We start from the raw sequence: 24525 nt of genomic DNA, 5'->3' as shown, positions 1-24525 counted from the left end.
CCGTGGCGCTATCGGTAGTCCACTACTGCACTCTCGAGCGGCGGGTCCGCGACTATTCGGCTGCCAGGATGCAGAATTCGTTGCCCTCCGGGTCGGCGAGCACCACCCAGCTCTGCTCGCCCTGGCCGATGTCGATCCGGCGCGCCCCGAGCGCAACCACTCGGTCGACTTCAGCCTGCTGATCGGTAGGGGTGAAGTCGAAGTGCAGACGGTTCTTGACCACCTTGTCATCGGGGACGGGAATGAACAGCCAGTCCGGGCCTGCGCCGGCCGGGGCCCGCAACGCCACATCACCGTCATCGGTCGGCTCGGCCGGCCAGCCCAGCACACTCGACCACCACGCCGCCAACGCATCGATATCGTGGGCGTCGATGCAGATCTCGGTGAACCTCAGCCCCATGTCATCAGCTCCTTCTTGACCACCTTGCCCATGGCGTTGCGCGGCAACGCCTCGACCAGCCGCACCTCGCGCGGCCGCTTGTGCGCCGAAAGCTGTTCGGCCACATACGCAATCAGCCGATCAGGTGCAGCGTCACCGACCACGAAGGCCACGATCCGCTGACCCAGGTCGTCGTCGGGCAGGCCGACGACCGCCACCTCGGATACCCCCGGATGGCCGAGCAAAACGGTCTCGATCTCCCCCGCGCCGATGCGGTAGCCGCCGGACTTGATCAGGTCCACCGACTCGCGCCCGACGATCCGGTGCATCCCGCCGTCGTCGATGACGGCGGCATCCCCGGTGCGGTACCAGCCGTCGGCCTCGAACGCCTCCGCGGTGGCATCCGGTCGGTTCAGGTAGCCGTCGAACAGCGTGGGCGTCCGAACCTGAAGGCTGCCAATGGTTTCCCCGTCGTGCGGCACCGGCGAGCCGTCCTCACCGCGCAACCGGGTCTGCACGCCGGCCGAGTCGCTGATCACCATCTCCACCCCGGCCGGCGCTCCCCGTCGGCCCGGGTGGAGATGGTGATCAGCGACTCGGTGGAGCCGTAACGTTCGACGGGGGCATGCCCGGTGAGTTCGGTCAGCCGGTCGAACACCGGCACGGGCAGCGCCGCCGACCCCGACACCAGCAGCCGTGCCGAGGACAGTGCGGCGGCCGCAGCCGGGTCAGCCACCACCCGCGACCACACCGTCGGCACCCCGAAGTACAGCGTGCCGCCCGCGGCGGCATAGCTCTCCGGCGTCGGTTTCCCGGTGTGCACGAAGCGATTTCCCACCCGCAGCGATCCGAGCAGACCGAGCACCAGCCCGTGCACATGGAACAGCGGAAGACCGTGGACCAGCGTGTCCGCCGGGCTCCACTGCCAGGCCTGGGCCAGCGCGTCGATATCGGCGGCCACCGCGGCGCGGCTGATCAGCACACCCTTGGGCAGGCCGGTGGTTCCCGAGGTGTACATGATCATCGCCGTGCTCTGCGGCGACGGCTCGGCGTAGCGATGCCAGGACCGGGCGTGCAACCGCACCGGCACGTGCGGCAGGCCACCCGGGTCGGCGGGTGCCTCGCCCAGCCAGGCCTGGGCGCCGGAGTCGGTGAGCATGTGGGTGCGCTCGGCCACGCCGACGTCGGCGGGCACCGGGACGAACGGCACCCCGGCGATCAGGCAACCGGTGATGGCCAGCACGGTCTGCGCGGTCGGGGTGGCCAGGATGGCGATCCGCTGGGCCCCACCCACCCGTTCGGCGACGGAGGTGGCAGCCCCCACCAGATCACTGCGGGACAGGGTCATACCGTCGATGCGCACCGCGTCGCCGAGATCGGCTCCGGCAGCGACGGCGGCCGGGTTCAGCGAGGCCAGCAGCACGACAGCGAGGCTACCCTTGCGCGGTGCAGCCCATCACCGCGATCTCCACCCGCGAGGTCTACCGCAACGCCTGGATGACGGTGCGTGAGGACGTCGTTCGACGGCCGGACGGCTCCACCGGCATCTACGGTGTCGTCGACAAACCCACCTACGCGCTGATCATCGCCGTCGACGACGACCGGGTGGCCCTGGTGGAACAGTTCCGGTACCCGCTGGGCGAGCGGCGCTGGGAGTTCCCGCAGGGCACCGCGCCGGACCGTGCCGAGTTGGAACCCACCGAACTGGCGGAGCGCGAACTGCGCGAGGAGACCGGCCTGAGCGCGGGTTCGCTGCGGCCGCTGGGCCGGTTGGACATCGCCGCGGGGATGAGCAGTCAGCGCGGCTGGGTGTTCCTGGCCACCGAGATCACCGAGGGCGACCCGGACCGCGAACACGAGGAGCAGGACATGCACTTCGCGTGGTTCACCCGGGCCCGGTTCGAGGAGATGATCCGCTCCGGCGAGGTCACCGACGCCCAGTCCATCGCGGCCTACGCCCTGCTGCTGCTCTCCGAGGGCCGGTAACGGTCCGGTCAGGGTTGGATCACGATCGCGCCGACAGCCCTTGGCGCAGGGCCGGTTCGGTGATTACTGACGCCTAGGCTAGTTCCTGACAAGCCGACGTTAGAGGGGATATGGGGACCGGCCGGTTGGGTGTCACGATCGTCGCTGTGGCGACCGCCTGCACGGCAGGCCTGGTCAGCCCGGCGTCGGCGCATGGCCAGCCGCTGGCGTGGAACGGGCGCTACCAGATGACCACGTACGCCTCGCAGAAAGCCGGCACCAGCCCGGCGACACGCCAGAAGGAGAACGACTTCGGCGCCACGTTCACCCTGTCGACGAGTTGTTCGGGCGGCACCTGCGTGGCCACCGTCGTCGACGGCCCGGCACCGGGCAACCCGACCATCCCGCAACCGACCCGCTACACCTGGAACGGCTCGGAGTGGACCACCACCTATGACTGGGCCTGGGACTGCTTCCTGGGCGACGGGTACCAGAAGCAGTGGAGCCCGGCCACGTCGTGGGCGTTCTACGCGCCCCAACCCGACGGCTCGCTGCGCGGCACCTGGCACACCGACATCGCCTCGGGCCCGTGCCGTGGCAGTGTCGTGATGCCGGTCGTGGCGGTACCGGCCTAACCCCGACGACCCCTTGCCCATGCCGAGCACCCGCAACCACGCCGCCGATCTGTACCGCGTCGTCGCGCTACTGATGGTCGTCATCGGCCACTGGATCACCGCGGCGCTGACCTATCACGATGGCGGGTTCTACCGGCAGAACCCGCTGGTGGAAATGCCCTGGACACAATGGCTGACCTGGCTGTTCCAGGTGGTGCCGGTGTTCTTCGTGGTGGCCGGCTACGCCAGCGCGGTGTCGTGGCGCCGACTCGCTGAGGACGGGCAGTCCCGGCAGACCTGGATCCGGCACCGACTGACCCGGCCGCTGGGCCCGACGGCGATCTACGTGCTGATCGTGCTGCTCGTGGTCGCCGCACTGGCGGCGGCGGGGGTGGCCGGCACCGAACTGGACTTCGGCGCCTGGGCCGTCGCCATGCACCTGTGGTTCCTGGGCATCTACGTGTTGGTGATCGCGCTGACGCCGGTGGCGGTGGCCGCGCACCAACGATGGGGGCTGTGGGTGCCGGTGGTCCTGGTGGTCGCGGTGGCCGCCGTCGACGTGGCGACCATCGGCGAAGGTGTGCCGTACCTGGACTGGCTGAACTACCTGCTGCCGTGGGCGGCCCTGTACCAACTCGGCATCGCCTGGCAGGACGGCACGTTGCGGGCCCGCCACGAGGTGCCACTGGCGTGTGTGTCGGCAGTGGCGCTGGTGCTGCTGGTGACCGTCGGGCCCTACCCGATCAGCATGATCGGGGTGCCCGGCCAGACCCTCAACAACACCTCGCCCCCGAATCTGGCGTTGCTCGCGCTCGGGCTCACCCAGACCGGGCTGGTGCTGGCGATTGCGCCCGCGGTGAACCGTGCACTGAGTTCGGCTCGCGCCCAACGGTTTCTGGCCATCGCCAATGACAACGTGATGGCCCTGTACCTGTGGCACATGGTCCCGGTGGTGATCGTCGCGCTCGTCGGCTACCCGACCGGGCTGTTACCGCAACCCGAGCTCGGATCCGGTGCCTGGTGGTGGTTCCGGCTGGCGTGGGTCGGAATCCTCGCCGTGGTCGCCCTGCTGGAGTTGCTGCTGCTGTGGCGGGGTCGGGCGTTCTTCGCCGCCCCGGTGCCCGCCGTCGCGGTACCGATCCCGCCGTGGGCGGGGTGGGTGCTGATGTCCGCGGGCACGCTGGCCGTGGCCGCGGCGCTGACCAAGATCGCGATCGACGGGTTCGCGCCCGGCGGGCATCTGCCGATCGGGACCGCGGCGTGCTTCGCTGCCGGTGTGGCGCTGATCGCGCTCACGCCGGCCGATAGGCGTGCAGACCGAGCCTGACCGCCAGGATCAGCCCCGCTACCCCGATCAGAATGCGCAGCGGTGTCGCCGGGGCATGCCGCACCACGATCGGTCCCAGCCGGGCGCCGACCAGTCCGCCGAGTCCCAGCACGATCATCTGCGGCCAGTGCACCGGCGCCAGGAACACGAAGATCAATGCGGCCACGGTGTTGGCCAGGCCGAGCAGGACGTTCTTGGCGGCGTTGGCGTGGGCCAGGCTGGCTGAGCCGAGGTGCAGCAGCATCGCCAGGAACAGCACACCGGCGGCGGCACCGAAATAGCCGCCGTACAGCGCGATCCCGAAGATCGCGAGCAGCTCGGCGGCCACTGCGCCGCGGTGTCGCGCGCCGCCGGCGGGCCCGGGGCGGCGCGGAATCACGATCGCCACCGACGCCACGCCCAGCAGGATCGGCACCAGCTTCTCGAAGGCGTCGGCCGGGGTGGTCAGCAGCAGCGTCGCGCCGACACCACCGCCGAGGGCGGCCACCGGTGCGCTGCGCGCCAGCCACCGCCACTGGCCGGCCAGCTCCGGGCGCGACCCCCACGCCGAGCCGATCCCGTTGAACACCAGGGCCACGGTGTTGGTGACGTTGGCCGCGACCGGGGGCAGGCCGACGGCCAGCAGCGCGGGATAGGTGGCCACCGAGGCGAACCCGGCGATACTGCCGGCCAATCCGCCCAGCACACCGGCGATCACCAGGGTGACGGCGTCCAGTGCGCTCAGGTGCGGTCCCTCCGGTTGCGGGGACGATCACCGACGTCACCCAGGCTGTTGCTATCGAGCAGACGTCCAAGTATCCAGCACGACAGCAACAGGATCGCGACAGCCAGGGGTTAGGTCCGGTGGGCAGGAGCGCAGCGACCCGGGAGTTAGGTCCGGTGGGCAGGAGCGCAGCGACCCGGGGATTAGGTCCGGTGAGCGAGGGCTCGCAGGAAGAACATCAGGTTGGCCGGCCGTTCGGCGAGGCGACGCACGAAGTAGCCGTACCACTGCGTGCCGAACGGCACGTACACCCGCACGTGGTTGCCGTCGTCCGCAAGCCGGCGCTGCTCGTCATCGCGGATGCCGTAGAGCATCTGGTACTCGAATCCGTCTGCACCACGGCCGAATTCGCGGGCCAGGCCGGGCACGACGGTGATGATCGCCGGATCGTGCGAGGCCACCATGGGATACCCGGAGCCGGCCATCAGCGTGCGCAGGCAGCGCAGGTAGGACGCGCTGACCTCGTCGGCATCGCGGTAGGCCACCGCGGCCGGCTCGTCATAAGCGCCTTTGCACAACCGAATCCGGGCCCCGGAGGCCGCGAACTCCGCACAATCGGCTTCGGTGCGCCGCAGGTAGGCCTGCAGAACCGTGCCCAGCCAGGGATAGTCGGTGCGCAGTTCCCGCACGATCGACAGTGTCGAGTCGGTGGTGGTGTGGTCCTCGGCGTCCACCGTCACCCACGCGCCCACCTTCGCGGCGCGTTCGCAGATCGCATGGGCGTTCTCGTGGGCGATCTTGTCGCCGTCCTTGGGCAGGGCCTGGCCCAACGCGGACAGTTTCAGCGACACCTCCAGGGGCCGGACCGCGCCGCCCGCGTCGAAGCCGGCGGCCAGCGCGTCGAGCAGACCAAGGTAGGCCGCCACCGTGGCGTCGGCGGTCTCGGTGTCGGTGACGTCCTCGCCGAGGTAGTCGATGCTGACCATCCGGCCGGTGTCGCGCAGTACGGCGACGGCGCTCAGCGCGTCCTCGACGGACTCCCCTGGGACGAACCGGCGCACCACATCCCGGGCGATGGGCATCCGTTCGGCGCTGTGCCGCAACCGGTGTGAGCGGCTGGCCGCCAGGATGGCCGGGCGCGCGGTGCGGGCGAACCACGCCGATGCGCGATCCGCCTTCGGCTTCTCGCTGACCGTGCTCATGACTGGGCCTCCATGTGCGGGTACCGGTGATCAGTGGGCGGGACGAAGGTCTCCTTGATGGAGCGCGCCGAGGTCCAGCGCAGCAGGTTCAGCGCAGAGCCGGCCTTGTCATTGGTGCCCGACGCCCGTGAGCCGCCGAAGGGCTGCTGGCCCACCACCGCACCGGTCGGCTTGTCGTTGACGTAGAAGTTGCCCGCCGCGAACCGCAGCCGGTCGGCGGCCGTGGCCACCGCGGCCCGGTCGTCGGCGATCACCGCACCGGTCAGCGCGTAGCGCGACCCGCCGTCAACCACATCGAGGATGTCGTCGAACTGCTCGTCGGGATAGACGTGGACGGCCAGGATCGGCCCGAAGTACTCGGTGCGGAACGCCTCGTCACCCGGGTCGTCGGACAGCAGCACGGTGGGCCGCACGAAATAGCCTTCGCTGTCGTCACATTCGCCGCCCACGGCGACCGTCACCCCGGGCGCGCTCTTGGCGCGATCGATGGCCGCGGCGTTCTTGGCGAAGGAGCGGGCGTCGATCACCGCACCGCCGTAGTGGGACAGGTCGGTGACGTCGCCGTAGCTCAGCGCCTCGGTGGCGGCCAGGAAGTCATCGCCCATCCGCTGCCACACCGAGCGTGGGATGAACGCCCGCGAGGCCGCCGAGCACTTCTGGCCCTGGTAGTCGAAGGCGCCGCGAATCAGCGCGGTGCGCAACACATCCGGGTCGGCCGAGGTGTGGGCGAGGACGAAGTCCTTGCCACCGGTCTCGCCGACCAGCCGCGGGTAGCTGTCGTAGTCGGCGATGCGGGTGCCGACCTCGCGCCACAGGTGCTGGAAGGTGGCCGTGGAGCCGGTGAAGTGGATACCGGACAGCCGGCGGTCGGCGAGCACCACATCGGAGACCGCGTAGCCGTCGCCGGCAACGAGGTTGATCACGCCCGGTGGCAGGCCGGCGGCCTCGAGCACCTGCATCGTCAGGTAGGCGGCGAAGCTCTGGGTGATCGACGGCTTCCACACCACGGTGTTGCCCATCAGCGCGGGCGCGGTGGGCAGGTTGCCGGCGATCGCGGTGAAGTTGAACGGGGTGATCGCGTAGACGAAGCCGTCCAGCGGCCGGTAGTCGGTGCGGTTCCAGACGCCGGGCCCGCTGACCGGCTGCTGGGCCAGGATCTGCCGGGCGAAGGCGACGTTGAATCGCCAGAAGTCGACGAGTTCGCAGGGGGCGTCGATCTCGGCCTGGTAGGCGGTCTTGGACTGGCCGAGCATGGTGGCGGCGGCGATCTTCTCCCGCCACGGCCCGGCCAGCAGGTCGGCGGCGCGCAGGAACACCGCGGCCCGGTCGTCGAATGACGTCGCGGCCCAGTCCGCCTTGGCGGCCATCGCCGCATCCACCGCGGCGGCGCCTTCGGCGGCGGTGGCGTTGGTCAGGGTGCCCAGCCGCGCCGCGTGCCGGTGCGGCTGCACGACGTCGATCCGGTCACCGTCACCCATGGCGTGGCGGCCGGCGATGACGTGCGGCAGGTCGATCGGGTTGGCGGACAGGTCACGCAGCGCCGTGGTGAGGCGGGCGCGTTCGGCGGAGTGGGGCGCGTAGTCGTGGACCGGCTCGTTGGCCGGGGCGGGTACATCGGTGCGGGCGTCCATGGCACAAGGATCGCCTGGCCAACCGCACAATCTGTTGGCCGATCAGCCAAGAGTTACTGCACCTACTAGTAGAATCCGACAACATGCGCTCCACCGGTGTCGGGCTCGGCCAACTGGTGTTGGCGCTGGATGCCACGCTGGTCCGGCTCGTCGAGGCACCCCGCGGGCTGGATGTGCCGGTGCGGTCGGCGGCCCTCATCGACTCCGATGACGTCCGGCTCGGGCTCGCGGTGAGCGCGGGCTCGGCCGACGTCTTCTTCCTGCTCGGCATCGGCGCCTCCGATGCGGCCCGGTGGATCGACCGGCAGACCACCGCTCACGGCGCCCCGGCGGCAATCTTCGTCAAGGAGCCGTCCGATGCCGTCGTCGCCCGTGCCACCGCGGTGGGCACCGCGGTGGTGGCCGTCGACCCCAAGGCCCGCTGGGAACGGTTGTATCGCCTGGTCAACCACGTCTTCGAGGCGCGCCGCGCCGACCCGGTCTCGGATTCGGGCACCGACCTGTTCGCCCTGGCCCAGTCCATCGCGGACCGCACCCACGGGATGGTCAGCATCGAGGACGACCAGTCCCATGTGCTGGCCTACTCGGCATCCAACGACGAGGCCGACGAACTGCGCCGGCTGTCCATCCTGGGCCGTGCTGGCCCGCCCGAACACCTGCAATGGATCGCCCAGTGGGGCATCTTCGACATCCTGCGTGCGGGCAGTGAGGTGGTCAGCGTCGACGAGCGGCCCGCGCTGGGGTTACGGCCCCGGCTGGCCATCGGCATCCACCGGCCCGACGCCCGGTTCATGGGCACCATCTGGGTGCAGCAGGGCTCCCGGCCACTGGCCGACGACGCCGAGGACGTGCTGCGCGGCGCGGCGGTGCTGGCCGCCCGCATCATGGCCCGGCTGGCGGCGCGGCCGTCGGCGCATCTGCTGGCCGTGCAACAGGTGCTCGGGCTGGCCGACACCGATACCGACATCGCCGACCTAGCCCGCGAACTCGGCGTGGCGGCCGAGGGCCGTGCGGCGGTGATCGGCTTCGACACCCGCACTGAGCATCCCCGCCTGGTTGACGTTCTGGCGTTGAGCGCCAGCGCTTTTCGCCCGGACGCACAGGTCGGCTCGAACGGTTCGCGGGTCTACGTGTTGCTGCCCGATTCCGGGCGCACCGGGCCGGTGGTGTCCTGGATCCGCGGCACGATCGCCACCCTGCGCACCGAACTCGGGCTGGAACTGCGGGCGGTGATCGCCGCACCGGTGGCCGGTCTGGGCGCGGTGGCCGGTGCCCGCCGGGAGATCGACCGGGTGCTCGACAGCGCCGAACGTCACCCGGTGGCCATCGGGCAGGTGACCACCTTGGCGCAGGCGCGCACCACGGTGCTGCTCGACGAGATCGTCACGATGATCGGCGCCAATGAGCGGCTGGTCGATCCGCGGGTGCGCCGGCTGCGCGAACTCGAGCCGGTGCTGGCCGCCACGTTGGCGGCCTACCTGGACAGCTTCGGCGATATCGCCGCAGCCGCCGCCGAGCTGCACGTGCACCCGAACACCGTGCGCTACCGGGTCCGCCGGATCGAGCAGGTGATGGCCACCTCGCTGGCCGATCCGGACGTACGGCTGCTGCTGGCGCTGAGCCTGCGGGCCACTGCCTGAGCGTGCGCTAAAAATTTTCCGAGAAAATTGGTAACGATGTGGTTACTGGTGCCGATGAGGCTTTTGTCATGACTGGCTGTGAGCCCTGTCACGTGGTCGTCCATCCACGCCGCAGGTCCGCGGTCCCGTCCGGGCAGCAATAGAAACCTCGGTGAACGCGGGGCCCTCCGACTCACCGTCGAAGCACTAAGGGGTCAGCATGAAATACATGGGTCGAGTGCTGGTGGCGTTGATCGCCGCCATGGCGGCACTGTTCGTCGGCAATGGAACGTCCAATGCCGGGTTGGACAATCAATTGAGTCTGGTGGACGGCGGTGGCCGGACCCTGACGATTCAGCAGTGGGACACCTTCCTGGACGGCGTGTTCCCCCTGGACCGCAACCGGCTGACCCGTGAGTGGTTCCACTCTGGCAAGGCTGTCTACAGCGTCGTGGGCCCCGGTGCCGACGAGTTCGCGGGCACCTTGGAGCTGGGCTACCAGGTCGGCTTCCCGTGGTCACTGGGTGTGGGTATCAACTTCAGCTACACCACCCCCAACATCCTGCTCGATGACGCCGATATCTCCCCGACGGGTTTCAACCCGCTGGGCTCGGTCATCACCCCGAACCTGTTCCCGGGTGTGTCGATCAGCGCTGACCTGGGCAATGGCCCCGGTATCCAGGAAGTCGCCACCTTCTCGGTGGACGTCGAAGGCCCCAACGGCTCGGTGGCCGTGGCCAACGCCCACGGCACCGTGACCGGTGCGGCCGGCGGTGTGCTGCTGCGTCCGTTCGCCCGCCTGATCTCCAAGGCCGGTGACAGCGTCACCACCTACGGCGAACCCTGGAACATGAACTGACACAACTGCATTGACTCCGCTTCACGTGCGGGGCGGTTGGGCCTGCTACTGCTGGCCCAGCCGCTCCGCCGCGGCGGAGATACGTTCGTCGGTGGCGGTCAGCGCCACCCGGACGTGGTGGGCGCCGCGCGGGCCGTAGAACTCGCCTGGCGCCACCAGGATGCCGCGCTCGGCCAGCCAGGCCAGAGTGTCCCGGCAGGGCTCACCACGGGTGGCCCACAGATACAGGCCCGCCTCGGAGTGGTCGACGGTGAATCCGGCCGACCGGAAGGCGGCCAGCAGCACCTCGCGGCGCGCGGCGTAGCGCTCGCGCTGCACACGTTCGTGGTCGTCGTCGTCCAGGGCGGCGACCATGGCGGCCTGAACCGGCGTGGGCACCATCATCCCGGCGTGCTTGCGCACGGCGAGCAACTCGCCCACCACCTCGGCGTCGCCGGCAACGAAGCCGGCGCGATAGCCGGCCAGCGACGAGGTCTTCGACAGCGAGTGCACCGCGAGCAGGCCGGTGTGGTCACCGCCGCTGACGTCGGGGTGCAGTACCGAGACGGGCCGCTCGGTCCAGCCCAGACCGAGATAGCACTCATCGGAGGCCACCAGCGCACCGCGCTCGCGGGCCCACTCGACCACCTTGCGCAGATGCTCGACGCCCAGCACCCGGCCCGTCGGGTTGCTGGGTGAGTTGATGAAGACCAACGCCGGCGACTGCGGGCCCAGCTGGGTCAGCGAATCGGCGGCAACCACCGGTGCACCGGCCAGCAGCGCACCGACCTCATAGGTCGGATAGGCCAGCTCGGGGACCACGACCAGGTCGTCAGATCCCAGGCCGAGCAGTGTCGGCAGCCAGGCGATGAGCTCCTTGGTGCCGATCACCGGGAGCACGGCGTGTTCAGCCAGGCCGGTGATGCCGTAGCGGCGCTGCAGCGCGGCCACCGCCGACGCCCGCAGCGCCGGGGTGCCTGCCGTCGTGGGATAGCCCGGCGCGCCACTGGCAGCGGCCAGGGCCTCGCGGATGACGGGGGCAACCTCGTCCACCGGCGTACCGACCGAGAGGTCGACGATGCCGCCCGGATGAGCCCGGGCGGTGGCGGTCACGTCGGCGAGGGTGTCCCAGGGGAAGACCGGAAGTCGTCCCGAGACCCGCCGGGCGCGCAACGGGTGGTGGGCCGTCAGTCTTCTTCCTTGGGCGGCAGGTCCTTGATCACCTGCGGGTCGTTGTCGGTCTGGCCGACCTTCGACGCACCGCCCGGCGAGCCCAGCTCGGCGAAGAAGTCAGCGTTGATCTGGGTGTACTGCGACCACTGATCCGGGACGTCGTCCTCGTAGTAGATCGCCTCCACGGGGCAGACCGGCTCGCATGCACCGCAGTCGACGCATTCGTCGGGGTGGATGTACAGCATGCGTGCACCCTCATAGATGCAGTCGACGGGGCACTCCTCGATACATGCCTTGTCTTTGATGTCGACGCAGGGTTCGGCAATCGTGTACGTCACGAACGTTCTCCTCGGTCTGCAGTTGGCTGTAGGTCTCTGGCGCGGTACTGAGGGCCCAGTATCCGATGTCGGCACCCCGACGGCTGAGTCAGTGTGCCCTAACTTCTGCGTGGTTACTGATACTAGACGTTGCGTATATTAGCCATCCCGCGCCGCGGAGTTCGACCCGAATACGGTCACGACGCGCCGGGCAGTTCCACGTACTCCTCCCCGCGTTCCAGGGACAGGCTCACGCTCTGCGCCAGGACGATCGCCATCGAGATCCCGACCAGCCACCACGCCTCACCCGTACTGATCCGATCGCCGGGGTCCAGATCCGACAGCTCCAGCGACCGCCACACCGCGAACAGCACCAATCCCAGGCTGACGTAGGGCAACAGCGTCAGCGACACCGACACCACGCGGGTCGGCTGCCCGCTGCTGCGGCGTACCCGGATACCGGCCGCCCACACCACCGCGGCGACCACGAGGACACCGGCGGTGAGCCACGGCGCCAGCGACTGGCTGCGTTCCCATAACTGCAGGCCCTGCGGTGTCCACACCGGGTCGATGGGCTGACCGGGGGTGATGTTGGCGGGCGGACTGGCCAGCGACAGCGCCAGATCGCCGAGGGTGGCCATGATGAAGGCGACCACGATCGGCGGGGTGATGACCGCAACGATGAAGCGCAGATGGGTGCCCAGCGCCGCCGCCGACACCAGCTGAACCGCCGCGAACAGCAGCGTGTAGAGCGAGAACGCGAAGGCCACCCCGGCCAGCACCTCCTCGGAGGCGCCCCGGCCCATGATCAGCGCGCAGGTCTGTTCACCCGAGGCCGTCGCATACAGCGTGGTGGTGGCGATCAGCCCCAGAAACGAGCAGCCGAGCGCGGCCACGCAGCGGCGGTCCTGGACGAGTTCCTCGATGGGGTCTTTGACGCCGAGGGCCTCCCGGCGATGCTGACGGTTGAGCATCAGGGTGATCGCCACGAAGGCGAAACCGGCCAGCGTGCCACCGAGTTGGGAGTACATCCCGGCCGCACTGGAGAAGTCGAAGTCGTACCACAGCTGGCAGTCACTCATGATGAGCTCCTTCCGGACGCTGCGGCACTGGGAGAAGATGATCATTCTTGCCGCTCGACGCGCAGAACGGGGGCTGATGAGCCAGACGTATCCGACCCTGATGTCCCCGCTGGACCTCGGCCACGTCAGGCTGCCCAACCGGGTGGTGATGGGCTCGATGCACACCGGTCTGGAGGACCGGGCCGCGCACACCGACAGGCTGGCGCATTACTTCGCCGAACGCGCCCGCGGCGGGGTCGGGCTGATCATCACCGGCGGCTACGCGCCCAACCGCACCGGCTGGCTGCTGCCGCTGGCCGCGGAGCTGACCACCGCCGGGCAGGCTCGCCGGCACCGCCGGATCACCGGTGCGGTGCACGACGCGGGCGGGCGGATCCTCCTGCAGATCCTGCACGCCGGCCGCTACGCGTACCACCCGCTGTCGGTCAGCGCATCATCGATCAAGGCTCCCATCAACCCTTTTCGGCCCCGTGCGCTCTCCGCTCGCGGGGTGCGTCAGACCATCGACGATTTCGTGCGGTGCGCCCGGCTGGCGCAGCTGGCCGGGTACGACGGCGTCGAGATCATGGGCAGCGAAGGGTATCTGCTCAACCAGTTCCTGGCGCCGTGCACCAACCGGCGCACCGACGAGTGGGGCGGCACACCGGAGAAACGCCGGCGGCTTCCGGTCGAGATCGTCGCGCGCACCCGGGCAGCCGTCGGTCCCGAGTTCCTGATCTGCTACCGGATGTCGATGGCCGACTACGTCCCCGACGGCCAGGGCTGGGATGAAATCCTCTCGCTGGCAACCGAAGTCGAGGCCGCCGGGGCCAGCCTGATCAACTCCGGCTTCGGCTGGCACGAGGCTCGGGTGCCGACGATCGTGACCTCGGTGCCGGGCGGGGCATTCGTCGACATCTCCGATGCGGTGGCCCGGCACGTCGACATCCCGGTGATCGCCAGCAATCGGATCAACATGCCGCAGGCCGCCGAGGCGATCCTCACCGACACCGCGGTCTCGGCGATCTCGATGGCGCGTCCGCTGCTGGCCGACCCGGACTGGGTGGCCAAGGCCCGCGACGGGCGGGCTGACGAGATCAACACCTGCATCGCCTGCAACCAGGCCTGCCTGGATCATGCGTTCGTGCATCGCACGGTGTCCTGCCTGCTCAACCCGCGGGCCTGTCATGAGACCGAGCTGGTGCTCTCCCCCACCCGGACAACACGTTCGGTGGCCGTCGTCGGCGCCGGGCCCGCGGGTCTGGCCGCCGCGGTCAGCGCCGCCCAGCGCGGCCACCGGGTCACCCTGTTCGAGGCCGCCGACACGATCGGCGGGCAGTTCGACCTGGCCCGCCGCATCCCCGGCAAAGAGGAGTTCAGCCAGACCATCCGCTACTTCACCACGATGCTCACCGTGCATCGGGTCGACGTCCGTCTGGGTACCCGGGCCGGCGCGCAGGATCTGACGCGATTCGACGACATCGTGCTGGCCACCGGGGTGCGCCCGCGGGTGCCCGATATTCCCGGCATCGACCACCCCATGGTGCTCAGCTATCCCGAGGCGATCACCGGGGCCAAGCCGGTGGGGCCGCGGGTGGCCGTGATCGGTGCGGGCGGAATCGGTTTCGATGTGGCAGAACTGCTGACCACCGTCGAGTCACCCACCCTGAACATCAAGGAGTGGAAAGCCGAATGGGGAGTCGTCGACCCCGCCGAGGCGCGCGGCGCGCTGGGTACACCGGTTCCGGCACCCCCGGCCCGCGAGGTGTGGCTGCTGCAGCGCGGAAGCGGCCCGCAGGGCCGCGGACTGGGCAGGACCACCGGGTGGGTCCACCGGGCGTCATTGCGGGCCAAGGGCGTTCACCAGCTGTCCGGGGTGAACTACGAGCGGATCGACGACGCGGGGCTGCACATCAGCTTCGGCCCCAGACGCCGGCGGGCCCAGCTGCTGGCCGTCGACACCGTCGTGATCTGCGCCGGCCAGGAATCGGTGTGCGACCTCGCGGATGCCCTGCGCGGCAAGGGGATCGAGCCGAAGGTGGTCGGCGGAGCGGCACTGGCCTCCGAGCTGGACGCCAAACGGGCAATCAAGCAGGGGACCGAGGTGGCGGCGGCGCTGTAGGCGCGGGCAAGGCCACGGCGGCAGCGAGTGCGACGACGAAGACCACCAGCAGCGCACCACCCAGGACGACGTTCATCGGCCCGCCCGGGGCGATGAAACTGCCTGCGGGCCCGATGATCGTGACCAGTTCGACGAACTGCTCGACGGCGAACACCGCGGCGACGACGGCCAGCCACTGCGGAAACCGGCCTTGGCGCGCCGCCCAGACGATCGGCCCGGCCAGCATCAGGTCGGCGACGGTCAGCAGCGGGCCCCACATGGCCGCGATGTCGGCCAGCGTGCGGGCGGTGGCCGGTTCCAGCCCGGCAGCGTGCAGTGTGAGGCCGGCGGTGAACCACACCTCGATACCGATTTGGGCGACGAACACCGCAGCGCCGATCGTGAAGATGGGCGCGGCCGGGCCGTCCAGGCGCTGCCGGGCGAAGCCGACCACGACCACCACGGCCAGTAGGCTCAGCGCAATCAGCAACGCCTGCAACCGGATCGCCGAGGCATGACGCGTGACATGCTCCACGACCGCGCTGCCGGGCCGGTCGACCCCCGGCCAGGGCGGGGCGACCAGCAGAGCCGCGACCGACAGGACGGCGAACGCCACCCCCGCAGTGAGCGGCAGCCGATGAGTTCCCTCAGGCAGCACGCGTGGCGTAGGTCGTGGTGCGCTGCCGCGCCGGCCGGCCGATACCCTCGGCGATCGCGACCAACTCGGCCACCGTCTTGGCCGAGCCGTGCTCGGAGCCGGCCATCCGGGAGATGGTCTCCTCCATCAGGGTGCCGCCCAGATCGTTGGCGCCGCCGTTGAGCATCACCTGGGTGCGCTCCACGCCGAGCTTGACCCAGCTGGTCTGAATCTGAGAGATCCTGCCGTGCAGCATGATTCGGGCCAGGGCATGCACGGCGCGGTTGTCGCGGTGGGTGGGCCCGGGCCGGGACGCCCCGGCCAGATACAGCGGCGAGGACTGGTGCACGAAGGGCAGCGGCACGAACTCGGTGAAACCGCCGGTGCGGTCCTGGATACCGCGCAGCACGTTGAGGTGACCGACCCAGTGCCGCGGGGTGTCGACGTGGCCGTACATCATCGTCGAGCTTGACCGCAGACCCACCTCGTGGGCGGTGGTGACGATCTCGACCCACAGCGAGGTGGGCAGCTTGCCCTTGGTCAGCACCCAGCGCACCTCGTCGTCGAGGATCTCCGCGGCGGTGCCGGGGATGGTGTCCAGGCCGGCTTCGCGCAGCCCGGTCAGCCACTCGCGAATACTCAAGCCGCTCTTGGTGACTCCGTTGGCGATCTCCATCGGCGAGAACGCGTGCACGTGCATCGAGGGCACGCGGGCCTTGACCGCGCGCACCAGGTCGGCGTACCCCGTCACCGGCAGCTCGGGATCGATACCGCCCTGCATGCACACCTCGGTGGCCCCGGCGACGTGGGCTTCCCACGCCCGGTCGGCCACCTCGCTGGTGGACAGCGAGAAGGCGTCGGCGTCACCCTTGCGCTGGGCGAACGCGCAGAACCGGCAGCCGGTGTAGCAGATGTTGGTGAAGTTGATATTGCGGTTCACCACGAAGGTGACGTCCTCGCCGACGGTATCGCGGCGCAACGAATCAGCAAGGGCGGCAACCGCATCCAACGCCGGGCCCTCGGCGGTTGCCAGGGCCAGGTACTCGTCGTCACTGCACCCGCCCGGGTTGCGTTCGGCTGCCCGTAGTGCGGCGGCCACATCGGTGTCGATCCGCTCCGGCGCGCGGGCGGCCAACTCCCCCACCTGGGTGCGGATGGATTCCCAGTCACCGAACGCGCTGCCCAGATCGCTGCGGGTCTCGGTGAGCCGGCCCTCAGCGTCGATGGCGGTGTGCAGGTCGGTGCGCCCCAGCGACTCGGTGGTCTCATCGGGCTCCTGCCACGGCCGCCCGGTCGGGTTCACGTCGAGCGCGAAGCCGGTCTGCGGATCGGCCAGGGCCGCGACGTGGCCGGCCACCCGCGGGTCGATCCACGCCGCCCCGCCCTGGACGTACCGCGGCTGTGCGGTGAGCCGCTGCACCAGGTCGAACCCGCCCTCGGCGGTCACCTCGGCCAGTTCGTCCAGCGCGGGCCAGGGCCGCTCCGGATTGACATGGTCGGGTGTCAGCGGTGAGACACCGCCCCAGTCGTCGACACCGGCGCCGAGCAGCGCCAGGCATTCGGCGCGCGACACCAGGTTCGGCGGGGCCTGGATGCGCATCCCGGGACCGAGCACCAGGCGGCTCACGGCGACGGTCGCGACGAAGTCGTCGAATTCGGCGTCCGGGGCGGCGGCCATCGCGGTGTGGTCCTTGGCCCGGAAGTTCTGCACGATCACTTCCTGGATGTGCCCGAACTCCTTGTGCAGCCGCCGGATCGCATGCAGCGTCTCGGCGCGTTCAGTCAGGTTCTCACCGATCCCGACCAGCAGACCCGTGGTGAACGGGATGGACAGCCGGCCCGCGTCGGTCAGCGTGCGCAGCCGGACCTCCGGGTCCTTGTCGGGGCTGCCGTAGTGCGCCAGGCCCTTGGTCTCGAAGAGCCGCCGCGACGTGGTCTCCAGCATCATGCCCATCGACGGCGCGACAGGCTTGAGCCGCGACAGTTCCGCCCAGCTCATCACGCCGGGGTTCAGGTGCGGCAGCAGTCCGGTCTCCTCGAGCACCCGGATCGCCATCGCCCGCACATAGTCCAGGGTGGAGTCGTAGCCACGTTCGTCGAGCCACTGGCGCGCCTCCGGCCACCGGGCTTCCGGCCGGTCACCGAGGGTGAACAAGGCCTCCTTGCAACCCAATTCGGCCCCGTTGCGGGCGATCTCCAGGATCTCGTCGGGCTCGAGGTACATGCCGCGACCTTCGGCACGCAGCTTGCCCGGCACCGTCACAAACGTGCAGTAGTGGCAGGTGTCCCGGCACAGATGGGTGACCGGAATGAAGACCTTGCGCGAGTAGGTCACCGGCAGCCGGCCGCCTGGGCCGCGCCTGCCTGCCGTCTCCAGACCGGCGTCGCGGACCCGGGCGGCACTGGCGCACAACTCGGCCAGGTCGTCGCCGCGTGCGGTCATCGCGATCGCGGCCTCGTCAACGTTGAGAGCCACCCCGTCGCGGGCACGCCGGAGCACGCGTCTCATCGCGGCAGGTGCAGGGGTGTCAGTCCGCGGCGGAACCACGGGGCTGGGCAGCGGACTGGGGTGCTGCGGGTTCAGGGCCACTCCCCGGTAACCATCGACAGCAGGGAAATCATCCGCACGTCTCACAATCTGAAATTCGAGCAGCTGACATGGTCCACACAGTAATACGCGCGTCTGCGCCGCTGATCCGCCAACCGAGACTCGCGGCGGAATGTGTAACACCAGGCTGACGAGAACGTAAGTTAAGGGTGTTCGCTGTACAGATTCTGGGAGTTTGCACCATGACCGTGTCCGTTCGTTCCTATCTGACCGCCGGTATGGCGACCGTCGTCGCAAGCGCCCTGACCATCGCACCCATGCAGGTCGTCGCGCCGGAGACGGTGTCCGCCACCTCCCTGCGCCTGAGCGCCGCAGTGCAGCCGCTGGTGCAGCCCGTCACCACCGCTGCTGCGGCGTTGGGCCTGGTCAGCGAGGCTCCCAAACCTGCCGCCGCGGCGTCGGCCGCCGCCACGCCGCAGGCATCGGTCACGGCCAACAGCACCGCCGGTGACTGGGTCATCTCGTCGTGGAACTTCATCAACTACTGGGTCGGCTACGCCGCCGACCTGGCGCAGTACGCGCTGGGCTGGGTGTGGCCGCTGAGCCTGATCGGCGATCAGTTCCCGTTGCTGTGGAACAACCTCGGTGTGCCGATCGGCAACGCCCTGGTCTACGGGCTGATCGTCCCGGTCCTCAACGACCCGCTGAACCTCGCGGTCTGGGGTACCGGGATCAACATCGTCGTGCAGTCCACAGTCGCCGCGGTGGTCAACACCGTGCTGGCCGAGATCGACTACTTCATCGGCTGGATCCTGCCGCCGCTGCCGCCGCTGCCCTTCCCGCCGCTGCCGGGTGCCGCCGTGGCCGCCGCCCCGCTGGCCGCCGCGGTCGCCGGTGACGGATCGGCCGACGCCCCGGCCGAGGACGCCGCTCCCGCCGAGACGCCCAAGGCCACCGGCCACTCCGCACGCACGAAGGCCGTCAAGGACACCCCGTCGGTGGCGGCGCTGTCCGCCCAGGTTGTCGACAGCACCACCACGGCCGTCGACACCCCGGACGCCACCCCGGACACCCCGAAGACCGGTGACAACTCCTCGGACAACGGCGGCACGAAGTCCGGCGGTTCGGCCAAGAAGTCGGGGTCCACGGGCGGGTCGGCCCGCGCCCACAAGGCGAAGTCGGGCGACTAGCGCTACTCGGCGCGGTTACGCCGCCACAGCAGCCAGCCGGGCGGCCCCGCCCCCAGCACCAGGAACAGCAGCACGCTGTAGGCCATCACACCCGGGCCGCCGAACACGATGTCACCGCCTGGCCCGCCGAGGGTCAGGGCAGCGACCGTGAACAGCCAGGTGAGTAGCGGTAGCGCCGCGAGGCGGGTGGAGTCGGTCCAGTACATCGCCGCCCAGACCAACATGGCGTTGACCAGACCGCTGATCAGCGCGCTGATCGGGAAGGGCACCGGCCCCAGGTAGAGCGGTAGCAGCAGGGCACCGACCACCGCCGAGATGACGCCGTCAACGGCCAGCAGAGCCAACACGACCGTGCGAATGGCGGGATCCTCCACGGGTAGGAGTGTCGCCCCTTCCTCGCTTCGGCGCTGTCGCGGGTACCCACCGCGCCGAGACCCGGATCACCGTTGCTCGTTGCTGATTGTTTGCTGTTTGTAACACAATCCTGCCTGCGGCATCGCGGGGTTGACGTTGCAGTCAATTATTGCCATCGGTCATTTTCCTGCATGTTTGTCCTACTTAGTTGCGCTGTGCTTTTTGCCCAAAGTGGACAAATTTGTTGCTTACGTCAACAAATCTGCGTTCACTGAAACCGTCAATCTGTGAACAACCTGAGGACAGCACCGGGGGGGCTTTGTCATCCCTTCGCGTTCTCCGGCACGCCACCGCATCACTCTGGAGGGGACATCCATGGCATTTTCAGGCAGCACATCGATCGTCAAGGGCGGGATCGCACTCGCCGGCGCTACCGCCATTGCACTGACACCCGTCACACCGGTCGGCGGGCAGGGACAGCCCGACACCGCAGCGGTGAACCTGGCGGCGCTCAGTGTCCCGACGCCGAGCCAACTCCTCGACGGCTACGTCGAGGCGTTCACCTACGCGCTCGAGACCGGCGGCGGTGCCCGAGTCAACAATCCATCTCCCGCCACCGACCCGGTCGATGCCCTCACCGACCTGGCGGCCGGCTTCCCCGCAGCCGCTGTGCGGACCCTGCAGGCAATCGCCCAGACCCCGGCGGCATTCGGTTCGCTCCTCACCTCCGCACTCAGCGGGGACCACGCAACCGCCTCAGCAACCTTGATCAACATCATCGACGCCGCGCTGTGGGCCAACGACCCGGCGCTCTTTGCCATGCGCGACGCCCTGCCCGCACCGATCGGTGGGTCCGCAGGCCTTGTCATGAACCTCCGGGAAGCCTGGCGCCAGGGCGGTATCTCGCTCGAGAGCACGCTGCTGACCGCACTCGGCTGGCCGAACCCGTTCGCACCGGCCGTGGCAGACGCCGATGCAGCGCCGCCCATTACCTCGCTCGCCGATTTCGTCGACGCGGTGAACACCGCGGTATCGCTGTCCGGTGCCGCCGCCTACAACAACCCGAAGACGGTGTCCGGGCTCGGCCAGGCTCCGCTGTACCTCGCTGCCGGACTCGTCGCGTCGACGGTGCGCGGACTGCAGACCCTCGTCGGCGCGCCTGCCGTGATCGGCACGCTCATCTCGAAAGTCATCGAGGGTGATCAGGCCGGCGCGTTGGCGGTGCTGAAGAACATCGTCGATGCCCCACTCTGGGTGGCCGACCCGGCGATCTTCGCCATCCGGGATGCGGTGCCGGCACCGATCGGCGGTACAACGGGCGTCGCGATGAACGCGCGCGAAACGTGGCGCCAGGCCGGGCTGGCCATCACCAACGTCGTCGCAGCGGTGGCCGATCCGGCCAGTTCCGTTGCGCCACAGCAGGTTGCGAAGCCAGGCGCCGGACAGGTCCCGAGTGCTACGCGGACCGTGCTGCTGAGCGTGGCGACCGAGGATCAGCGGGATTCTGCAACGCCGGCAAGCCAATCGCCGGCCGCGGGCACCGCCGACTCCGGCACGGCATCCTCCGGTCGCGGCAGCGCACGGGACCGTACGGCGGACGCACCCGCGGCCGACAAGCCGTCGGCAGGCAAGTCCACCGGCAAGAATGCGCGGAGCGCATCGGCGGACGCCGGCTAACCGGTCAGTCCGGCCAGCAGGTCGGTCTCCCACCCCCGGTCGTCGGTGGGTCCGGGCTCGCCGCTTACCAGAACATAGTGCTCGGCGGCGAGCACCGGCAGGATCATCTTGTTGGACAGGGTGAAGGCCCGGTCCGTCGGCCCGACCACCATCTGGGTGGCGTGCTCGGCGATGGCGGCGACTTTGGCCGGCACCTGCTCGGGGGCCTCGATGACCGCGGTGATGCGGTCATCGGGGAAGCCGAACTGCAGTTCAGCCGGCGGCCAGATCCAGTCCCCCAGCACGTCCTGATCGCCCAGTGCGTCAATACCGTCCCGAAAGGCGCTGGCGCTCATCACAGTCCAGTAGAACTTGGGCACCTGCCAGGTCGCGGCCGCCACCGCCGCGGTCGTGATGCGGTGGGTCTGGATGTGGTCGGGGTGGCCGTATCCGCCGTTGGGGTCATAGGTCGCCACCACATGCGGCCGGAGCTCGTCGATGATCGCGGTGAGTTCGGCGACGGCCTCGTCGACGTCGGCGTCGACGAACCGGATGTGCCGACGCGGCGGGGTGCCGGGCATCCCCGAATCCCGCCACCGTCCCGCCCCGCCCAGAAAGCGGGGACCCGGCAGGCCGAGCCTGCGCAGCGCCGCCGTGAGTTCGCCGATCCGGTACCCGCCGAGCTGATCGGACTCGTCGACCGCCAAACGCAACCACCGATCGTCGATGATCTCGCCTTCTTCACCCAACGTGCAGGTGACCACAGTGACCTCAGCGCCCTGGGCGGCATACCGAGCGATGCTGACACCGTTGTTGATCGTCTCGTCATCGGGATGGGCATGCACGAACAGCAGCCGCGGCGTCTCCTGCATTGTCACGGCGCCACCCTACCGAGCGGACCGGACGGCTGTTCTGGCAATGTCGGGTCGCCACCGCGGGTGGCCATTCTGATCGACAAAATCCCGCGACAGCGATTTCTAGCAATGTCAGACCGGCACGAAACCAATTCACGATTGCTAGAGAACTCTCCTAAACGTACTGAACTGCACTTTTCACTGAAGAGAACTTTGCGCCAAACGCAAACACTTAAACCTTCATCAGCGTAAATTTCGCTTCACCCTTCAGGTCCTGTCGAATTGAGGTGCCGCAATGCAGGTCAATGTGATGGCTCAGTTGATCGCACTCATCACGTCGTTGGTCATGGGCGTCCCGGCGTCCAACCCGCCCCCGGACCCGGGCGTCTTCGCCAAGTCGCTGGTGCGCGAAATCGCCGCGCCGGTCCTACAGCAGATCGACTCAGCAATAGCCAACGATCAGGTCGATCCGATCATGGGCCAGCTGGTCCGGAACAAGGTGAGCGAGACCGCCGCCCTCGCCATCCCCCGCATCACCGCCGATGTCACCGTCGCGATCGCCCTGGCGGCCACCCCGCGCAAACTCGGCGAGGCGATCCAGACATCAGACCCGGAGAAGGTGAAGGCCGTCCTGACCGACACCGCCACCACGATCAAGAACGCACTGCAAACCCAGGCCGATGAGATCAGCGCGCTGCAGACAACGATCAACGCCCGCAACCTCAAGGTACTCACGACCGTGCTGGCGGAGGGTCAGGGCGTCCTGACCACCGTCGTCGCCGCCGGGCAGGACGTCGCCACCCAAGCCGCCACCGCTTTGGCCCAGGTCAGGACCACTGTCCAGGGCGGGGGCAGCGCAGCCGAGATCCGCGCCGCGGTCGAAGCCGGCATCTCCGACGTCACGACCGCGGTGGACGCGGCCAAGAGTGAGGTCGGCGAGCGGGTGGCGCTGGCCCGCAAGAACATCCTGACCGCGGCCCAGGGCAAGAAAGAGGAAGCCCAGAAGCGCACCACCCGGGCGGTCACGAGCGCCAGCACCGCCGGCAGCAAGCGCGCCGTGAAGGCGGCCGCCGCGGCCTGAATTCCCACAGTGTCGGGCCGGGCCGAATCCGGCTAGATTCGGCCCGTGACCCGGCGCAACCTCGAGTTCGGCTGTGGGGTGCTGGTCGTCGGGTTGCTGGCCGGGGTGGCCGGTGCGGCGACGACGCTGCTGCTGCACTGGATCGAGCACCTGACCTACCACTACAGCTTCGGCTCACTGCTGGACGGCGTGACGGGAGCGAGTCCGGTGCGACGGGTGCTCGGCCCGATGATCGGTGGCGCGCTGGCCGGGTTCGGCTGGTGGCTGCTGCGGCGCCGGGCCCGAATCCCCTCGCTGACGACGGCGATCACCAGCCACCAGCCGATCCCCCGGCTGGCGATGTCGCTGGACGCAGGACTCCAAGTCCTGCTGGTGGGCACCGGCGCCTCATTGGGCCGCGAGGGCGCACCTCGCCAATTCGCCGCGGCACTGGGCGATCTGGGTACCTCGCGATGGGCGCTGACACCGCGGGATCGGGAGATCCTGCTGGGCTGCGCGGCCGGTGCCGGCCTGGCCGCGGTCTACTCGGTGCCGATGGGCGGTGCACTGTTCGCCCTGCAGATCGTGTTGCGCACCTGGCAGCTACGCGCGATCGGGACGGCCCTGGTCACCTCCGCACTGGCCACCGCGGTGGCCGCACCCGTGACCCATCTCGAGACGCCGCTGCACTGGCCGGACCCTGACCTGTCCTACCTGCTGACCGCATTCGCGATCCTGCTGGCCCCCGTGGCGGTGGCGGTGGGGCGCGGCTTCAACCGCGTGATGGATTACGCACGCGCCCACAAGGTGGGCGATTCGTGGCTGCTGATCCCGGCGATCGCCGGCGCCGGACTGGTCGTCGGCTTGTGTTCGCGGCAGTGGCCTGAGCTGCCCGGCAACGGCAAGAGCGTGCTCACCATCAGCGTGAACAGCAGCCTGACCCTGGCCTCGGCACTGGCCTTGCTGTTCCTCAAGCCCCTTGTGACCGCGCTGTTCCTGCGGGCCGGGGCGGTCGGCGGCATGCTCACTCCCGCCCTGGCCACCGGGGCCGCGATGGGGTCGGTGGTGGCACTGGCACTCAACACCTGGACACCGCTGCACGTCAGCCTGCCCGCCGTCTCACTGGCTTGCGCAGCCGGCGTGCTGGCGATCACCCAGGGCGCACCGGTCTGGGCGGCGCTGTTCGTCTGGGAGCTGGCGCGGCCGCCGCTGTGGCTGTTGATCGTCTTCCTGGCCGCAGCCACCGCCGCGCACCTGCTGAACAAGCAGATGCGCGGCGCGACGGCGGGTGACTGA

General features: G+C 69.4%; 21 protein-coding genes and 1 pseudogene. 10 read left to right on the top strand and 12 right to left on the bottom strand.

Translation table 11 applies throughout. The features are described 5' to 3' along the window. Positions 1-52 precede the first annotated feature (52 nt). Together BN3385_RS13645 and BN3385_RS13640 are read right to left on the bottom strand one after the other, a co-directional pair. Positions 53-400 (bottom strand): VOC family protein, encoded by a 348-nt coding sequence (locus tag BN3385_RS13645; RefSeq protein WP_059017268.1) that lies wholly within the window; start codon positions 398-400, stop codon positions 53-55. Continuing rightward, positions 391-1802: pseudogene (locus tag BN3385_RS13640) on the bottom strand (acyl-CoA synthetase). The gene BN3385_RS13645 and the pseudogene BN3385_RS13640 overlap by 10 nt, the downstream one beginning before the upstream one ends. A gap of 74 nt (positions 1803-1876) precedes the next feature. On the opposite strand from BN3385_RS13640, the gene BN3385_RS13635 reads away from it, so the two are divergent. The 3 genes from BN3385_RS13635 to BN3385_RS13625 all read left to right on the top strand — a co-directional run bounded on the left by BN3385_RS13635 (position 1877) and on the right by BN3385_RS13625 (position 4285). Continuing rightward, positions 1877-2365: an NUDIX domain-containing protein gene (locus BN3385_RS13635; RefSeq protein WP_059021922.1), complete on the top strand. Its 489-nt coding sequence runs from the start codon at positions 1877-1879 to the stop codon at positions 2363-2365. Positions 2366-2475: 110 nt separating this feature from the next. After that, complete coding sequence (locus BN3385_RS28185) at positions 2476-2979, top strand: Rv2253 family sensor-like surface protein (RefSeq protein WP_059017267.1); 504 nt, start codon at positions 2476-2478, stop codon at positions 2977-2979. A gap of 19 nt (positions 2980-2998) precedes the next feature. Then, the gene (locus tag BN3385_RS13625) at positions 2999-4285 is read left to right on the top strand and encodes an acyltransferase family protein (RefSeq protein WP_059017266.1); all 1287 of its coding nucleotides are present in this window, start codon (positions 2999-3001) and stop codon (positions 4283-4285) included. On the opposite strand, the gene BN3385_RS13620 is transcribed toward BN3385_RS13625, so the two are convergent. The 3 genes from BN3385_RS13620 to pruA form a co-directional block, all read right to left on the bottom strand. After that, on the bottom strand, positions 4251-5009 hold the full coding sequence (locus BN3385_RS13620; RefSeq protein WP_059017265.1) for a sulfite exporter TauE/SafE family protein: 759 nt from the start codon (positions 5007-5009) through the stop codon (positions 4251-4253). The two genes, BN3385_RS13625 and BN3385_RS13620, sit on opposite strands and share 35 nt — an antisense overlap. A gap of 182 nt (positions 5010-5191) precedes the next feature. After that, on the bottom strand, positions 5192-6190 hold the full coding sequence (locus BN3385_RS13615) for a proline dehydrogenase family protein (RefSeq protein ID WP_059017264.1): 999 nt from the start codon (positions 6188-6190) through the stop codon (positions 5192-5194). Then, on the bottom strand, positions 6187-7821 hold the full coding sequence (pruA, locus tag BN3385_RS13610) for an L-glutamate gamma-semialdehyde dehydrogenase (RefSeq protein WP_059017263.1): 1635 nt from the start codon (positions 7819-7821) through the stop codon (positions 6187-6189). Before pruA ends, BN3385_RS13615 begins: the two co-directional genes overlap by 4 nt. An 83-nt stretch (positions 7822-7904) precedes the next feature. On the opposite strand from pruA, the gene BN3385_RS13605 reads away from it, so the two are divergent. After that, on the top strand, positions 7905-9461 hold the full coding sequence (locus BN3385_RS13605; RefSeq protein WP_059017262.1) for a PucR family transcriptional regulator: 1557 nt from the start codon (positions 7905-7907) through the stop codon (positions 9459-9461). Positions 9462-9660: 199 nt separating this feature from the next. Then, on the top strand, positions 9661-10299 hold the full coding sequence (gene mspA, locus BN3385_RS13600; protein ID WP_059017261.1) for a porin MspA: 639 nt from the start codon (positions 9661-9663) through the stop codon (positions 10297-10299). A gap of 45 nt (positions 10300-10344) precedes the next feature. Here the strand turns inward: mspA and dapC are convergent, their stop codons facing one another. The 3 genes from dapC to BN3385_RS13585 form a co-directional block, all read right to left on the bottom strand. Beyond that, a complete protein-coding gene (gene dapC, locus BN3385_RS13595) occupies positions 10345-11451 on the bottom strand; it encodes a succinyldiaminopimelate transaminase (RefSeq protein WP_197415211.1) in 1107 nt (368 codons plus the stop codon). A gap of 14 nt (positions 11452-11465) precedes the next feature. Further along, complete coding sequence (gene fdxA, locus BN3385_RS13590; protein ID WP_059017259.1) at positions 11466-11789, bottom strand: ferredoxin; 324 nt, start codon at positions 11787-11789, stop codon at positions 11466-11468. Positions 11790-11965: 176 nt separating this feature from the next. Beyond that, positions 11966-12850: a hypothetical protein gene (locus BN3385_RS13585; RefSeq protein WP_156432748.1), complete on the bottom strand. Its 885-nt coding sequence runs from the start codon at positions 12848-12850 to the stop codon at positions 11966-11968. Positions 12851-12926: 76 nt separating this feature from the next. Between BN3385_RS13585 and BN3385_RS13580 the strand changes: the two genes are divergently transcribed. Next, complete coding sequence (locus tag BN3385_RS13580) at positions 12927-14951, top strand: NADPH-dependent 2,4-dienoyl-CoA reductase (RefSeq protein ID WP_059017257.1); 2025 nt, start codon at positions 12927-12929, stop codon at positions 14949-14951. Here the strand turns inward: BN3385_RS13580 and BN3385_RS13575 are convergent. Next, positions 14917-15546: a hypothetical protein gene (locus tag BN3385_RS13575; protein WP_059017256.1), complete on the bottom strand. Its 630-nt coding sequence runs from the start codon at positions 15544-15546 to the stop codon at positions 14917-14919. The two genes, BN3385_RS13580 and BN3385_RS13575, sit on opposite strands and share 35 nt — an antisense overlap. A gap of 31 nt (positions 15547-15577) precedes the next feature. Further along, complete coding sequence (locus BN3385_RS13570) at positions 15578-18157, bottom strand: bifunctional FO biosynthesis protein CofGH (RefSeq protein ID WP_059017255.1); 2580 nt, start codon at positions 18155-18157, stop codon at positions 15578-15580. A gap of 200 nt (positions 18158-18357) precedes the next feature. Here BN3385_RS13570 and BN3385_RS13565 point away from each other — a divergent pair, with 200 nt between their 5' ends. Continuing rightward, positions 18358-19305 (top strand): hypothetical protein, encoded by a 948-nt coding sequence (locus BN3385_RS13565; RefSeq protein WP_059017254.1) that lies wholly within the window; start codon positions 18358-18360, stop codon positions 19303-19305. A 2-nt stretch (positions 19306-19307) separates the two neighbouring features. On the opposite strand, the gene BN3385_RS13560 is transcribed toward BN3385_RS13565, so the two are convergent. After that, entirely contained in the window at positions 19308-19679 is a 372-nt protein-coding gene (locus BN3385_RS13560; RefSeq protein ID WP_059017253.1) for a hypothetical protein, read from the bottom strand. Positions 19680-20034: 355 nt separating this feature from the next. On the opposite strand from BN3385_RS13560, the gene BN3385_RS13555 reads away from it, so the two are divergent. Then, positions 20035-21336: a hypothetical protein gene (locus tag BN3385_RS13555; protein ID WP_059017252.1), complete on the top strand. Its 1302-nt coding sequence runs from the start codon at positions 20035-20037 to the stop codon at positions 21334-21336. On the opposite strand, the gene mshB is transcribed toward BN3385_RS13555, so the two are convergent. Beyond that, on the bottom strand, positions 21333-22187 hold the full coding sequence (gene mshB / locus BN3385_RS13550) for an N-acetyl-1-D-myo-inositol-2-amino-2-deoxy-alpha-D-glucopyranoside deacetylase (protein ID WP_059017251.1): 855 nt from the start codon (positions 22185-22187) through the stop codon (positions 21333-21335). The genes BN3385_RS13555 and mshB overlap by 4 nt on opposite strands. Before the next feature lie 277 nt (positions 22188-22464). Here mshB and BN3385_RS13545 point away from each other — a divergent pair, with 277 nt between their 5' ends. Both BN3385_RS13545 and BN3385_RS13540 read left to right on the top strand, forming a co-directional pair. Then, positions 22465-23250: a hypothetical protein gene (locus BN3385_RS13545; RefSeq protein WP_059017250.1), complete on the top strand. Its 786-nt coding sequence runs from the start codon at positions 22465-22467 to the stop codon at positions 23248-23250. Between the two features lie 45 nt (positions 23251-23295). Next, entirely contained in the window at positions 23296-24525 is a 1230-nt protein-coding gene (locus BN3385_RS13540) for a chloride channel protein (protein WP_059017249.1), read from the top strand.

Source organism: Mycobacterium sp. M26 (genome assembly GCF_001494595.1).
Lineage (GTDB): Bacteria > Actinomycetota > Actinomycetes > Mycobacteriales > Mycobacteriaceae > Mycobacterium.
The sequence above is the reverse complement of the archived record's forward strand: the minus strand, read 5'-3'. Positions and strand labels throughout refer to the sequence as shown.